14 protein-coding genes are annotated in these 13,396 nt (G+C 61.1%); 5 read left to right on the plus strand and 9 right to left on the minus strand.

All coding sequences use genetic code 11. The features are described from left to right. Positions 1-41 precede the first annotated feature (41 nt). Positions 42-968 (plus strand): LysR family transcriptional regulator FinR, encoded by a 927-nt coding sequence (finR, locus tag KW568_RS22745; RefSeq protein WP_004574844.1) that lies wholly within the window; start codon positions 42-44, stop codon positions 966-968. Here the strand turns inward: finR and KW568_RS22750 are convergent. From KW568_RS22750 to KW568_RS22760, 3 genes are all read right to left on the minus strand, one after another. Beyond that, a complete protein-coding gene (locus KW568_RS22750) occupies positions 965-1,330 on the minus strand; it encodes a diacylglycerol kinase (protein WP_003252377.1) in 366 nt (121 codons plus the stop codon). The genes finR and KW568_RS22750 overlap by 4 nt on opposite strands. 73 nt (positions 1,331-1,403) lie before the next feature. Then, on the minus strand, positions 1,404-2,054 hold the full coding sequence (erdR, locus tag KW568_RS22755; protein WP_003252375.1) for a response regulator transcription factor ErdR: 651 nt from the start codon (positions 2,052-2,054) through the stop codon (positions 1,404-1,406). 179 nt (positions 2,055-2,233) lie between these two features. Next, positions 2,234-2,944 (minus strand): tRNA-uridine aminocarboxypropyltransferase, encoded by a 711-nt coding sequence (locus KW568_RS22760; RefSeq protein ID WP_004574842.1) that lies wholly within the window; start codon positions 2,942-2,944, stop codon positions 2,234-2,236. 216 nt (positions 2,945-3,160) lie between these two features. On the opposite strand from KW568_RS22760, the gene KW568_RS22765 reads away from it, so the two are divergent. Further along, positions 3,161-3,580 carry a quorum-sensing-regulated virulence factor family protein gene (locus KW568_RS22765; RefSeq protein WP_003252372.1) on the plus strand — a complete coding sequence of 140 codons (420 nt, stop codon included), beginning with the start codon at positions 3,161-3,163 and terminating at the stop codon, positions 3,578-3,580. A gap of 14 nt (positions 3,581-3,594) precedes the next feature. Here the strand turns inward: KW568_RS22765 and KW568_RS22770 are convergent, their stop codons facing one another. Continuing rightward, a complete protein-coding gene (locus KW568_RS22770) occupies positions 3,595-3,804 on the minus strand; it encodes a hypothetical protein (RefSeq protein ID WP_003252370.1) in 210 nt (69 codons plus the stop codon). A gap of 160 nt (positions 3,805-3,964) precedes the next feature. Between KW568_RS22770 and KW568_RS22775 the strand changes: the two genes are divergently transcribed. Then, positions 3,965-5,083 (plus strand): LOG family protein, encoded by a 1,119-nt coding sequence (locus KW568_RS22775; protein WP_259536883.1) that lies wholly within the window; start codon positions 3,965-3,967, stop codon positions 5,081-5,083. A gap of 270 nt (positions 5,084-5,353) precedes the next feature. On the opposite strand, the gene recX is transcribed toward KW568_RS22775, so the two are convergent. From recX to KW568_RS22795, 4 genes are all read right to left on the minus strand, one after another. Beyond that, complete coding sequence (gene recX, locus KW568_RS22780; protein WP_003252366.1) at positions 5,354-5,824, minus strand: recombination regulator RecX; 471 nt, start codon at positions 5,822-5,824, stop codon at positions 5,354-5,356. 21 nt (positions 5,825-5,845) lie between these two features. Continuing rightward, positions 5,846-6,913, minus strand: a complete 1,068-nt coding sequence (gene recA, locus KW568_RS22785) for a recombinase RecA (RefSeq protein WP_003252365.1) — start codon at positions 6,911-6,913, stop codon at positions 5,846-5,848. A gap of 103 nt (positions 6,914-7,016) precedes the next feature. Next, a complete protein-coding gene (locus KW568_RS22790) occupies positions 7,017-7,499 on the minus strand; it encodes a CinA family protein (protein ID WP_003252362.1) in 483 nt (160 codons plus the stop codon). A gap of 56 nt (positions 7,500-7,555) precedes the next feature. Further along, complete coding sequence (locus KW568_RS22795; protein WP_102886221.1) at positions 7,556-8,623, minus strand: hypothetical protein; 1,068 nt, start codon at positions 8,621-8,623, stop codon at positions 7,556-7,558. Between the two features lie 184 nt (positions 8,624-8,807). Between KW568_RS22795 and mutS the strand changes: the two genes are divergently transcribed. After that, positions 8,808-11,381, plus strand: coding sequence for a DNA mismatch repair protein MutS (gene mutS, locus KW568_RS22800; RefSeq protein ID WP_259536884.1), 2,574 nt, complete (start codon positions 8,808-8,810; stop codon positions 11,379-11,381). A 140-nt stretch (positions 11,382-11,521) separates the two neighbouring features. Beyond that, a complete protein-coding gene (gene fdxA, locus KW568_RS22805; protein ID WP_003252355.1) occupies positions 11,522-11,845 on the plus strand; it encodes a ferredoxin FdxA in 324 nt (107 codons plus the stop codon). 535 nt (positions 11,846-12,380) lie between these two features. On the opposite strand, the gene rpoS is transcribed toward fdxA, so the two are convergent. Next, entirely contained in the window at positions 12,381-13,388 is a 1,008-nt protein-coding gene (rpoS, locus tag KW568_RS22810) for an RNA polymerase sigma factor RpoS (protein WP_003252351.1), read from the minus strand. Between the last annotated feature and the right edge of the window lie 8 nt (positions 13,389-13,396).

Raw genomic sequence — 13,396 nt, forward strand, 5'->3', positions numbered from 1 at the left:
TTAACTGGATTATCAAGATATGTGTTATCGGTTATATCGATATGCGATTCACACTCCGTCAAATGCAAGTCTTCGTCGCCGTCGCCCAGCACCAAAGCGTCTCTCGGGCCGCCAGCCTGTTGGCGCTGTCGCAGTCGGCCGCCAGTACCTCTATCACGGAACTGGAGCGGCAATCGAGCTGCCAGCTGTTCGACCGTGCCGGCAAACGCCTGGCCCTCAATGCCCTGGGCCATCAATTGCTGCCACAAGCAGTCGCCCTGCTTGACCAGGCCAAGGAAATCGAAGACCTGCTCAACGGCAAATCCGGTTTCGGCTCACTGGCGGTCGGCGCCACCCTCACCATCGGCAACTACCTGGCCACCCTGCTGATCGGCAACTACATGCAGACACACCCGGAAAGCCAGGTAAAACTGCATGTTCAAAATACTGCGCATATCGTGCAACAGGTCGCGCACTACGAAATTGATCTGGGTCTAATCGAAGGTGACTGCAATCACCCCGACCTGGAAGTTCAGCCGTGGGTCGAGGACGAACTGGTGGTGTTCTGTGCGCCACAGCACCCACTGGCGAAACTGGGCCGCGCCGATATCGAAAGCCTTTCGCAGGAGGCGTGGATCCTGCGCGAACAAGGCTCAGGCACGCGCCTGACCTTCGACCAGGCCATGCGCCATCACCGCGCCAACCTTAATATTCGCCTGGAGCTGGAGCACACCGAAGCGATCAAGCGCGCGGTGGAGTCGGGCCTGGGCATCGGTTGCATTTCACGTCTGGCCCTGCGCGACGCCTTCCGCCGTGGCAGCCTGGTACCTGTGGAAACACCAGAGCTGGACCTGCTGCGCCAGTTCTACTTCATCTGGCACAAACAGAAGTACCAGACCTCGGCCATGCGCGAGTTTCTGGAGCTATGCCGCAGCTTCACTGCGGGCTTTACCCGCAGTGACGAGATCGTGCTGCCGCCGATCGCTTAAAGCAGGATCACTCCCCACACCAGCGCCACCATGGTCAGTGCCACCAACTGTGCGGCGCTGCCCATGTCCTTGGCATTTTTCGACAGCGGGTGGCGCTCCAGCGAAATGCGATCAATGGCCGCCTCCACCGCCGAGTTGAACAGCTCGACGATCAGCCCCAACAGGCAAACGGCGATCATGATTGCCCGCTCGGCGCGGCTGACCGGCAGCCAGAAGGCGATCGGGATCAGCACCACGTTGAGCAGCACCAGCTGGCGGAATGCGGCTTCGCCCTTGAAGGCGGCACGCAGACCGTCCAGCGAGTAACCAGCGGCGTTGAAGATGCGTTTGAGGCCGGTCTGGCCCTTGAATGGCGATGTCATGTGAGTCACTTCACAGCAGAAAGGCCAGCAGACTAGACCGGCTCGGGTCAAAAAAGCGTGAAGCCATGCGCAGTCAGTTGCTGGCAACCGATTCAAGTTGTTGCAGCAGCAATGCAGCCTGGGTCCGGGTACGCACGCCCAGCTTGCGGAAGATCGCGGTCACGTGGGCCTTGATGGTCGCTTCCGACACGCTCAGCTCATAGGCGATCTGCTTGTTCAGCAAGCCTTCGCAGACCATGGTCAGTACGCGGAACTGCTGCGGCGTGAGGCTGGCCAAGCCTTCGCTGGCGGCCTTGGCCTCGGCCGAAACATCGACCTTTTCGAACGCCTGCGGCGGCCACCAGACCTCACCATCAAGCACCTTGCGCACCGCATCCTGGATCACTTCCAGGGTGCTGGACTTGGGAATGAAACCACTGGCGCCAAACTCGCGGGACTTGACCACCACGGCGGCCTCTTCCTGTGCCGAAACCATCACCACGGGGATCTGCGGGTACTGCCCGCGGAGCAGCACCAGACCGGAAAAACCGTAGGCACCCGGCATGTTCAAGTCCAGCAGCACCAGGTCCCAGTCGGCTTTTTCGCTCAGGCGGGTTTCCAGTTCGGCAATGCTCGCGACTTCGACCAGACGCACATCGGGGCCAAGCCCGAGGGTAACGGCCTGGCGCAGGGCGCCACGGAACAGTGGGTGGTCATCGGCAATCAGGATTTCGTATGTGGCCATCGATCTAAGGATCCTGTTCTGTGCCAGGCACTCGAGTGGAAGGGAAGCGCCCGGCGGGGAATCGGCGCCAAGGATGCCGAGCACGGTCAAGGGAGATCAAGCCAATCGCCCTGCCGTCTCGCCCACCCTGGCTGCCAGCTCCGTCATTATGAACCAAAGCAGGGGTTGTGCCCCTTGGACTATAGGAAGGTATGCAAACGCTGGTGGGTGTCGTCCTGCTCGTCAAGCGGTAGCCGCCGTTTGCCGCTCAGGTAATGCAGGCTGAACACATCAAGGTAAGCATCCAGCGCCTGCGAAGCCTGGCTATCGCCAGCAAGGTCCAGGCACATGGCCGCAACTTCTGCCGTACAGAAATGATCATCGCGCTTGGAGCGCCGCAGGCGGTAGCGCGACATCTGCTCGGCTTGCAGGCTCAACACCGGGAAGCGGTCCAGGTACGGGCTTTTGCGGAACATCTTGCGCGCTTCGGTCCAGGTGGCATCCAGCAGGATGAACAGTGGACGCTTGCCCGGCTCGCGCACCACCTCGCTGACCACCCGCTCCTGGGCAACGAACTCGCCCGGGAAAACGATATAGGGCTGCCAGCGCGGGTCATCGAGCAAGGCCAGCAGGCGCTCGTCAACCGCAGTGCGCAACCAGCCGAAGGCCCAGGTGTCTTCAATCAGGTCGGCAATCAACCAGCCGGTGTTGGTGGGTTTCAGCGGCTCGGTGTCGTGCATCAGCAGGCACACACCTGCGTCGGCCTGCACCCTAGGCTTCCAGGCACACAGGCAATGGGTGGCGATGACCCGGCAATCCGGGCAACGCTCGGCACGCGAGCCACGGGCGATGAAAGGCTTGTTGCTGCGGGCCAGGCGTTCGGCGCGCAGACGCGCTACCGCATGGCTCATGCCGGCAGGCCTCTGGACAGATTGGAAATGGGCACAAGGATGACTCGGAGAAAACAAGGCGGCCAGTCTACCAGAACAGGTGGCAATTGCTGTGCAGCCGGCAATGCGCTCCTTATAATCGGGTTTCTACCGTGCCGGTCCTCGCCACGCGCAATTTTACGGAACGCCGTTGACCCGCGCATGTCAAAGCGCCAGTCATCGAACCAGGAGAGATTCATGCTGCGCCTTATCGCCCCCGCCCTGAGCCTGCTGCTGGCCCTGCCTCTGGCAGCCCAGGCGGCATCCAAGCAGGATTACGACCTGAACACCCTGCTGCAGAAGGTCGCCAAAGAGAGCAGCGTCGGCACCCCACGCGCAATCAACGAGGACATCCTCGATCAGGGTTACACCGTTGAAGGCAAGGCGCTGGTCAACCACCTGAGCGTACGCCAGAGCCACGCAGCGCGCATGCAGGCCAACCCTGAGCAGGTGCGTAGCCAGCTCGGCGACAGCGTGTGCCGCAACAACGGCTTCCGCAACCTGATGTCCAAGGGCGCCGTCATGGTCTACCGCTTTACGGTCTACAAGACCAACCAGCCAGTCATGGACCAGGCCTTCGACAACGCCAGCTGCGTGGCCGGCAACAAGAAGAAGTAAGCACAGCGTTAACGCTACACCTTCTCGTCCTCATGAGCGCGCCAGCGCCCTTCAACGGCATCGGCGCGCATCTCCGCCAACAGCGCCTGCAAGTATCGCGACCGACACTCCAGCCCCGACAGCCTGCGGCGGCACTCGGCTTCAAGGCTCAGGTGATGCACCTGGGCCGCGTTCTCCAGCTGCTGGTAGAGCTGCCAGTCCACTTCGATGACCAAGCGATGCATACCGCCACCTCCTGCATCGACACGTTTCACTCTACCAGTTAACCAAACCCGTGCTGCCGATGGCCGCAGGCCGACAGGCGGCTGCGCCGAACACCTCGGCACGATCGGGCGCAAGGGTCTAGATTGAGGTCAGAGGTATTGGTGCAGAAGGAGACGTCGCATGCCTTACCATTCGAATGAACTGCTGTTCAGCCATTTCCGCGACAACAATATCGACCTGAGCAATATCGAAGCACAACTGCAACTGGTTGCCCCCAACAGCCCTAACCTGCCGCTCTACCGCGACATGATGCTGACCATCCTGCGCATGGCCCATGACGACAGCGACCGCTGGAGCGCCAAGATCACCCTGCAGGCCCTGCGCGAACTGGACCAGTCGTTCCGCACCCTGCAGCGCTACAAGGGCCGACGCAAAGTGACCGTGTTCGGCTCGGCACGCACCCCGCTCGAGCATCCGATGTACGCGCTGGCCCGCGAGCTAGGTGCCACTCTGGCGCGCTCCGACCTGATGGTTATCACCGGCGCCGGCGGCGGCATCATGGCGGCCGCCCACGAAGGCGCCGGCAGCGAGCACAGCCTGGGTTTCAACATCACCTTACCCTTCGAACAACATGCCAACCCGACGGTGAACGGTACCGACAAACTACTGCCGTTCCACTTTTTCTTCATCCGCAAGCTGTTCTTCGTCAAGGAGGCCGATGGCCTGGTGCTGTGCCCTGGCGGCTTCGGCACCCTGGATGAAGCGCTGGAAGTGCTGACCCTGATCCAGACCGGCAAAAGCCCACTGGTACCGGTGGTGCTGCTGGACTCACCGGGCGGCAGCTTCTGGCGTGACTGCCTGGACTTCATCAGCCGCCAGTTGGAAGAAAACCGCTACATCCTGCCCAGCGACCTGAAGCTGGTGCGCCTGGTACACAGCGCTGACGAAGCGGTTGAGGAAATCAACCAGTTCTACAGCAACTACCACTCCAGCCGCTGGCTGAAGAGCCAGTTCGTGATCCGCATGCACCATGCGCTCAGCGAAGCGGCGTTGTATGACATTCAGGAAGGGTTTGCCGATTTGCGCCTGAGTGGCAAATATCACCAGCAAGCGGATAGCGGTGCCGAGCACGAAGTTGGCAATTACAGCCATCTGACCCGCCTGTCATTCGCCTTCAACGGCCGAGATCAGGGCCGCTTGCGTGAGCTGGTGGATTTCATCAACCTGCCGGAGAACTGGGCCAAGCCGCAACCCATGCATACCACGCAGAGGGCCAGGCAGGCGCTGAAAGTGAGTTGATGCTTTTCTGTATCAGCTCGCGTGATACCTGCAGGAGCATCCTTAGGCTGTTTGCTCCTGCACCTGATCGGTTGTTGGGCGCAGACCGTCGTAGGAGCGGGTTTACCCGCGAAAGGGCCGGACCTGCTGCCCAATCTCCCCGGCCATTCACCGATGCAGCCGCCACCGTATTCGCGGGTGAACCCGCGCCTACAATGGAATGGAGACAGCCTGGGGCATTTGGCGAAACAGATTATCCACGACGTGCACGTGCCACTGTGGTTTCGAGCGTCAATAATCGTCGAGATCACGCCCGCTGAGCAAACGGCCGATCATGTCCATGGGGAACCCACGGTAAGCCAGGAACCGGGTCTGCTGGGCGCGGCTGCGCGGATCTTGCGGGCGCTGCCCGGCAAACTTGCGCTGCCACACATCTCGCATACGCTCGCCCCAATTCACCTCGCTTTCACGCAGGGCCTGGTCGATATCTGCACGCGCCAAACCACGCTGACACAGCTCTTCGCGAATACGCGCAGGGCCATAGCCAGAGCCGGAACGATAACGAATGAAACTCTCGAGGTAGCGGGCTTCACTAAGCAGCCCTTCTTCGGCGAGCCGATCGAGTTCAGGCTCGATCAACTCGTCCGAAGCGCCGCGCTGACGCAACTTGCGCGTCAGCTCGACTCGACCGTGCTCACGTCGTGCAAGCAGGTCCATGGCTGTCCGCCGGATGGCGACGGGGGTGTCGAGTACGGCAGACATATTCGGCTATCTACTGCGCAATCAATAACCGGCGTCAGCGTCGGCCATGTCATCGGCATCAGCTTCGGCAGCAGCAGCTTTGCCGGCTTCAGCAGCAGCACCCGCTTTCAGCAACTTCTCACGAATCTGCTTCTCGATCTCGGCACCAATAGCCGGGTTCTCAGCCAGGTACTTGGCAGCGTTGGCTTTGCCTTGACCGATCTTGTTGCCCTGGTAGGCGTACCAGGCACCGGACTTCTCGACCAAGCCCTGAGATACCCCCAGATCAATGATCTCGCCGTTACGGTAGATACCTTTCCCGTAAAGAATCTGGAACTCAGCCTGACGGAACGGAGGCGAGACCTTGTTCTTGACGATCTTGACGCGGGTTTCGCTGCCGACCACTTCGTCGCCTTCCTTGACCGCGCCGGTACGACGGATGTCCAGACGGACCGAAGCATAGAACTTCAGGGCGTTACCACCGGTAGTGGTTTCCGGGCTGCCGAACATCACACCGATCTTCATACGGATCTGGTTGATGAAGATGACCAGGCAGTTCGCGTTCTTGATGTTACCGGTGATCTTGCGCAGCGCCTGGGACATCAGGCGGGCCTGCAGGCCCACATGCATGTCACCCATCTCGCCTTCGATCTCAGCCTTCGGTACCAGCGCGGCAACGGAGTCGACAATGATCACGTCGACCGCATTGGAACGCACCAGCATGTCGGTGATTTCAAGGGCCTGCTCACCGGTGTCCGGCTGCGAAACCAGCAGGTCATCGACGTTGACGCCCAGCTTGCCGGCGTACTCAGGGTCAAGGGCATGTTCAGCGTCGACGAAGGCGCAGGTAGCACCGTTCTTCTGCGCTTCAGCAATGACAGACAGGGTCAGCGTGGTCTTACCCGACGATTCCGGGCCGTAGATCTCGACGATACGGCCTTTTGGCAGACCGCCGATGCCCAGGGCGATATCCAGGCCCAGCGAGCCGGTGGAGATGGCCGGAATGCCTTGACGCTCATGGTCACCCATGCGCATGACCGCGCCTTTACCGAATTGGCGTTCGATCTGACCCAGGGCCGCAGCCAAGGCGCGCTTCTTGTTGTCGTCCATTGAAATCCTCACGTGTTCGACTTGGCCCTGACGGCCGGAATACCTGTATAAGTAGCCAGTATTATTCCACAGGCAGACGCCCGCGCAAACCCCTGTCGTCGATTTACTCGGCACCAAGCTGTAACAAGCCGTCTAACGCGGCGATCACCGTCTGTCGACGCACCGCCTCGCGGTCACCGTCGAACTGCCGACGCTCGCTGAACACCCGGCTACCGTCACCCCAGGCCAGCCATACAGTGCCCACTGGTTTGGCTGGCGAGCCGCCGTCCGGCCCGGCCACACCACTCACCGCCACGGCAAACCGTGCGCCACTGGCAGCCTGAGCCCCACGGACCATGGCTTCGACCACTTCCTGGCTGACTGCCCCCACCTGACCGAACAACGCTTCAGGCACCCCCAACTGGCGGGTTTTCTGGGCATTGGAATAGGTGACGTAACCGGCTTCGAACCAGGCCGAGCTGCCAGGTATGCGGGTGATGGCTTCGGCAATGCCACCACCGGTGCATGATTCGGCGGTAGTTACCTGCGCATTGAATCGGCGCAGGTGCTCACCCAGGCGGGTGGCGAGCGTGGTGATCGGGTCCATGCAGGGTGCTCCTTGAGGGCGGCTCTCTACCCTACCACCCTGCTTCGGGCTCTGGCTCAGGAAACTTTCAGGCTGGCCCGGGCGATTTCGCTGAACGCCAGTTCGTCACGCTGCCCCAGCCGCGGCAGCCCGTCAGGCCACTCCCGGCTCCAGTCAAAGCCGCCCAGCGTGCGCATGTCCTCGATTGCCGAACGCCACCAGACCACCTTGCACGCGCGCTGGTAGTCATCACCACTCATCACACTGCCGTAGAGCAACTTGCGGCCGATGCCACGCAGTTCCCGGGGTACATGCTTGAGGCTCCATTTCACCGAGAGCCGAGCCAACCACGAGGGCACCGGGCGATGTGCCGGCACCTTCAGGGCCAGACCTGGCATCTTCGAATGAAAATGCTCGCCATGCCGGGCAAAGAAGATTTCTAGAATGGCATGCACGTACTGCTTCATCGCAAAGTAATGGCTGATCACGCCGCGCGCCTCGTTGATCGGCGCGCTATGCAATTCGAAGGAAAAGGCGATCTGCTCGATCGTATGCAAGTCACTGGCATACGGCGTCCAGTCGTCAATCCGGACGATGGCGCGCTCGGCGATGCCAACGTTGTCGCGGGTAAAGCCCATGACACCGCTGTTACACAGCCGCAAGTCATCGACCGGTGCTTCGCCCGACTCCGCAAGCCCCTCGACGAAGCTGCGGTAATAGCTGCTGCGCGAGGCCTCGGCCCAGCTCATTTCCACCTCGTCGACCAAGAATTGCCCGGTATCGACCTGGCTGAACAGCTTTTGCGGCGACTGCAGAAATACCGTATCGGTATCGATGAACACGGTCTTGTCCGCCCACTGCCCGGCCTGGGCAATGGCGCAGGCCTTGCGCCGATGGGTGTAGCCGCCGTCGCCGGCCCAGGCCTGCAAGGTCTGCTCGTCCAGTGTGATCACTTCCACCGGCCAGCCGGCAAAGGCCTGTGGCTGGTCGGTAAGCACGCGGATCACCGGCAACTCAGCCGGCTTGCAACGAGCCAGGGCGGTAAGGATGCTAAGTTTTGCCTCCAGCTGATAGATCCGGCACTTGCCATAAAGGAGGTAGATCAGCTGTTGCGTTACATAAGGGACAGGGCTGGACACATTCATCTTGCAGATCAGGGCTAGGGGCATTCGTCGAGGGGCGCACATTCTAGAGGGTTACGCGGTGCAGCTCCACCACTGCCCGCCAGACTGCGCACATGCCCCAAAGCACGTGCCTGCATCGCAACGAAAAAGCCTGTACCATTACGGGTTTACCATCGCCAACCAGATCCCCCCTGTAAGGCCCTGAATGTCAGATCTTTCCGCACACACACCGATGATGCAGCAGTACTGGAAGCTGAAAAACCAGCACCCGGACCAGCTGATGTTCTACCGCATGGGCGACTTCTACGAGATCTTCTACGAAGATGCGAAAAAGGCCGCGAAACTGCTGGATATCACCCTGACCGCCCGCGGTCAGTCGGCCGGCCAGTCCATCCCCATGTGCGGGATTCCGTTCCATTCGCTGGAGGGCTACCTGGCCAAGCTGGTCAAGCTCGGCGAGTCGGTGGTGATCTGTGAGCAGATCGGCGACCCCGCCACCAGCAAGGGCCCGGTGGAGCGCCAGGTGGTGCGCATCATCACCCCCGGCACGGTCAGCGACGAGGCACTGCTCGACGAGCGCCGCGACAACCTGATTGCCGCACTGCTCGGTGACGAGCGCCTGTTCGGCCTGGCGGTACTGGACATCACCAGCGGCAATTTCAGCGTGCAAGAAATCAAGGGCTGGGAAAACCTGCTGGCCGAACTCGAGCGCCTGAACCCGGTCGAGCTGTTGATCCCCGACGAATGGCCACGGGACCTGCCTGCGGAAAAACGCCCAGGCGCCCGCCGCCGCGCCCCCTGGGACTTCGACCGCGACTCGGCACGCAAGGCCCTGTGCCAACAGTTCGCGACCAAGGACCTCAAGGGCTTCGGCTGTGACAAGCTGACCCTGGCCATCGGTGCCGCCGGCTGCCTGCTGACCTACGCCAAGGAAACCCAGCGCACCGCGCTGCCGCACCTGCGCAGCCTGCGCCACGAGCGCCTGGACGATACGGTCATCCTCGATGGGGCCAGCCGCCGCAACCTGGAGCTGGACATCAACCTGGCCGGCGGGCGCGACAACACCCTGCAATCGGTGATCGACCGCTGCCAGACCGCCATGGCCAGCCGCCTGCTGAGCCGCTGGCTGAACCGCCCACTGCGCGACCTCAAGGTGCTGCAAGCACGCCAGGACTCGATCCGCTGCCTGCTCGACAGCTACCGCTTCGAGAAGCTGCAGCCGCAGCTGAAGGAGATTGGCGATATCGAGCGGATCCTCGCCCGTATTGGCCTGCGCAATGCCCGCCCGCGCGACCTGGCACGCCTGCGCGATGCGCTGGGCGCGCTGCCAGAGCTGCAGAACGCCATGACCGAGCTCGAAGCGCCGCACCTGGCGCGTCTGGCGGCCATTACCGGCACCTATCCGGAACTGGCCAGCCTGTTGGAGCGGGCGATCATCGATAACCCGCCGGCGGTGATCCGCGACGGCGGGGTACTGAAAGCCGGCTATGACAACGAACTGGACGAGCTGCTGGCAATCAGCGAGAACGCCGGTCAGTTCCTGATCGACCTGGAAACCCGGGAAAAGGCCCGCACCGGCCTTGCCAACCTCAAGGTCGGCTACAACCGCGTGCACGGCTACTTCATCGAACTGCCGACCAAGCAGGCCGAGCAGGCCCCGGGCGACTACATCCGCCGCCAGACCCTCAAAGGCGCCGAGCGCTTCATCACCCCGGAGCTCAAGGCGTTCGAGGACAAGGCATTGTCGGCCAAGAGCCGCGCCCTGGCCCGCGAGAAGATGCTCTACGACGCGCTGCTGGAAACCCTGATCAGCCACCTGGCACCGCTGCAGGACAGCGCCGCCGCCCTGGCCGAACTGGATGTGCTCAGCAACTTGGCCGAGCGCGCACTGAACCTCGACCTGAGCTGCCCACGCTTTGTCGACGAGCCTTGCCTGCGCATCGAGCAGGGCCGCCACCCGGTGGTGGAACAGGTACTGACCACGCCGTTCGTGGCCAACGACCTGGGCCTGGACAACAGTACGCGCATGCTGATCATCACCGGCCCTAACATGGGCGGTAAATCGACCTACATGCGCCAGACTGCGCTTATCGTGCTCCTGGCCCACATCGGTAGCTTCGTGCCGGCAGCCAGCTGCGAGCTGTCGCTGGTCGACCGCATCTTCACCCGCATCGGCTCCAGTGACGACCTGGCCGGCGGGCGCTCGACCTTCATGGTGGAGATGAGCGAGACCGCCAACATCCTGCACAACGCCACCGACCGCAGCCTGGTGCTGATGGACGAAGTGGGCCGCGGTACCAGCACCTTCGATGGCCTGTCGCTGGCCTGGGCCGCCGCCGAGCGCCTGGCCCAGCTGCGTGCCTACACACTGTTCGCCACCCACTACTTCGAACTGACCGTGCTGCCGGAGAGCGAGCCGCTGGTGGCCAACGTGCACCTGAACGCCACCGAGCACAATGAACGCATCGTGTTCCTGCACCACGTGCTACCCGGCCCTGCCAGCCAAAGCTACGGCCTGGCCGTTGCACAGCTGGCCGGCGTACCGACGGCAGTGATCCAGCGTGCTCGCGAACACCTTGGCCGGCTGGAAACCACCAGCCTGCCCCATGAGCAGCCTGCGGCCCACAAGGCCAAGGACGCGCCACAAGTGCCACACCAGAGCGACTTGTTTGCCAGCCTCCCTCATCCAGCCATCGAGAAGCTGGGCAAGCTGCAGCTGGACGACATGACCCCGCGTCAAGCTATCGAAATGCTATATCAACTAAAGAACCTGTTATAACGGCGCCCATTACAAGCTGGTAGAATCCGCCGCGGTTTGCTGGTGCTGCAGGTTATTAGCCTGGCCTGCAGCCACATACCCGTAAACCGCGCGGCCCTGAGAGGAAGGGCCGCCGCCGTCGCCTGAGGAGAGAATTAGAAATGACCTTCGTCGTCACCGACAACTGCATCAAATGCAAATACACCGACTGCGTGGAAGTCTGTCCGGTGGACTGCTTCTACGAAGGCCCGAACTTCCTGGTCATCCACCCGGACGAGTGCATCGACTGTGCCTTGTGCGAGCCGGAGTGCCCAGCGCAAGCCATCTTCTCGGAAGACGAAGTGCCTTCTGGCATGGAAAACTTCATCGAGCTGAACGCCGAGCTGGCGGAAATCTGGCCGAATATCACCGAGCGTAAGGACGCCCTGCCGGACGCTGAAGAATGGGATGGCAAGCCTGGCAAGATTGCCGACCTGGAGCGCTGATAGCGCCCAGACGCGAAAAAGGCCCTTCGGGGCCTTTTTTGTTTTCCTACGGGCAAAAAAAAGGGGCGGTTTGACCCGCCCACATTTTTTTCCGTAGTCCCTGCTTGTCCCAAACATCATCCTGATGAAATCGCTTCTTGCGATGTCCCTGGCCTTCATCCTGAAAGCCTGTGCATGTCCCTGTGCACAGTTCGAATACTAGCGGGTTCAGCCAGGCGAGCAAGCGATGGAGCTTGCAAGGTATTTCCGCGGACACATTTACTCACCGGTGAATAAACCATGCTTTTCAATGGGTTGTAAAAATTCAGCCTTTGGAAACGACTTTGATTTACTGAAGGTTGCATGGAAAGCTTACACAACGAGTAAGTAAAGGCTTACACGCGATGTTACTGGGGTAGCGCGGTACACATTTGATAGGTGTCTTGCCAGGTAGCGTCTGGGCGCCATGCGCCCCGGCAATCTGAAAGGGAACCTCGCTTTTCGCCACAAACAAAAACGCCCCGAGATCATCGGGGCGTTTTTGTTACAGCGCTAGCTACTGGAACAATGACTCGCTGGACAGACCATTCTTTTCAAGGATCTCACGCAAACGCTTCAGCCCTTCTACCTGAATCTGCCGCACCCGTTCCCGGGTCAGGCCAATCTCCAGGCCAACATCTTCGAGGGTACTGCTTTCATGCCCTCGCAGGCCGAAGCGACGCACCACCACCTCGCGCTGCTTGTCGGTCAACTCACCCAGCCACTGGTCTATGCTCTGCGACAGGTCGTCATCCTGCAGCAGTTCGCACGGGTCCGTCGGGCGGTCGTCGGTCAGGGTATCGAGCAGCGTCTTGTCCGAATCCGGGCCAAGCGACACGTCTACCGAAGACACCCGTTCGTTCAGGCCGAGCATACGCTTGACCTCGGCGACCGGCTTTTCCAGCAAGGTGGCGATTTCTTCCGGCGAGGGCTCGTGGTCGAGTTTCTGCGTCAGCTCGCGCGCGGCGCGCAGGTAGACGTTCAGTTCCTTGACCACATGGATCGGCAGGCGAATGGTGCGAGTCTGGTTCATGATCGCCCGTTCGATGGTCTGGCGAATCCACCAGGTCGCGTAGGTCGAAAAACGGAAACCACGCTCCGGGTCGAACTTTTCGACCGCACGGATCAGCCCCAGGTTGCCCTCTTCGATCAGGTCGAGCAGCGACAGGCCACGGTTCACGTAACGACGGGCAATTTTGACAACCAGGCGCAGGTTGCTTTCGATCATGCGCTTGCGGCCGGCAGGGTCACCCTTTTGCGACAAGCGCGCAAAATGCACTTCTTCTTCCGGCGAAAGCAGCGGCGAGAAACCAATCTCGTTGAGATACAGCTGGGTGGCATCGAGCGCCCTGCTGTAATCGATGTACTTGTGTTGCTTGAGCGAAGAGCCCGATTTGGCCCTCGTCCGAACCGAAGATACAGCAGGTTCGTCTGACACCACATCCGTTTCCAAAACGATACCCGTCTCCATCAGGAGGACGTCATCGTCGATGTCAAACTCCGGCACTTCTTTACTGAGAGCCATTGTTATAA

The organism is Pseudomonas sp. HD6515 (assembly GCF_024971855.1).
GTDB lineage: Bacteria > Pseudomonadota > Gammaproteobacteria > Pseudomonadales > Pseudomonadaceae > Aquipseudomonas > Aquipseudomonas alloputida.

What these genes read in the sequence shown, in the direction of transcription:
- finR (WP_004574844.1), top strand. Translation starts at nt 42, where the DNA reads ATGCGATTCACACTCCGTCAAATGCAAGTCTTCGTCGCCGTCGCCCAG.
- KW568_RS22750 (WP_003252377.1), bottom strand. Translation starts at nt 1,330, where the DNA reads ATGACATCGCCATTCAAGGGCCAGACCGGCCTCAAACGCATCTTCAAC.
- erdR (WP_003252375.1), bottom strand. Translation starts at nt 2,054, where the DNA reads ATGGCCACATACGAAATCCTGATTGCCGATGACCACCCACTGTTCCGT.
- KW568_RS22760 (WP_004574842.1), bottom strand. Translation starts at nt 2,944, where the DNA reads ATGAGCCATGCGGTAGCGCGTCTGCGCGCCGAACGCCTGGCCCGCAGC.
- KW568_RS22765 (WP_003252372.1), top strand. Translation starts at nt 3,161, where the DNA reads ATGCTGCGCCTTATCGCCCCCGCCCTGAGCCTGCTGCTGGCCCTGCCT.
- KW568_RS22770 (WP_003252370.1), bottom strand. Translation starts at nt 3,804, where the DNA reads ATGCATCGCTTGGTCATCGAAGTGGACTGGCAGCTCTACCAGCAGCTG.
- KW568_RS22775 (WP_259536883.1), top strand. Translation starts at nt 3,965, where the DNA reads ATGCCTTACCATTCGAATGAACTGCTGTTCAGCCATTTCCGCGACAAC.
- recX (WP_003252366.1), bottom strand. Translation starts at nt 5,824, where the DNA reads ATGTCTGCCGTACTCGACACCCCCGTCGCCATCCGGCGGACAGCCATG.
- recA (WP_003252365.1), bottom strand. Translation starts at nt 6,913, where the DNA reads ATGGACGACAACAAGAAGCGCGCCTTGGCTGCGGCCCTGGGTCAGATC.
- KW568_RS22790 (WP_003252362.1), bottom strand. Translation starts at nt 7,499, where the DNA reads ATGGACCCGATCACCACGCTCGCCACCCGCCTGGGTGAGCACCTGCGC.
- KW568_RS22795 (WP_102886221.1), bottom strand. Translation starts at nt 8,623, where the DNA reads ATGAATGTGTCCAGCCCTGTCCCTTATGTAACGCAACAGCTGATCTAC.
- mutS (WP_259536884.1), top strand. Translation starts at nt 8,808, where the DNA reads ATGTCAGATCTTTCCGCACACACACCGATGATGCAGCAGTACTGGAAG.
- fdxA (WP_003252355.1), top strand. Translation starts at nt 11,522, where the DNA reads ATGACCTTCGTCGTCACCGACAACTGCATCAAATGCAAATACACCGAC.
- rpoS (WP_003252351.1), bottom strand. Translation starts at nt 13,388, where the DNA reads ATGGCTCTCAGTAAAGAAGTGCCGGAGTTTGACATCGACGATGACGTC.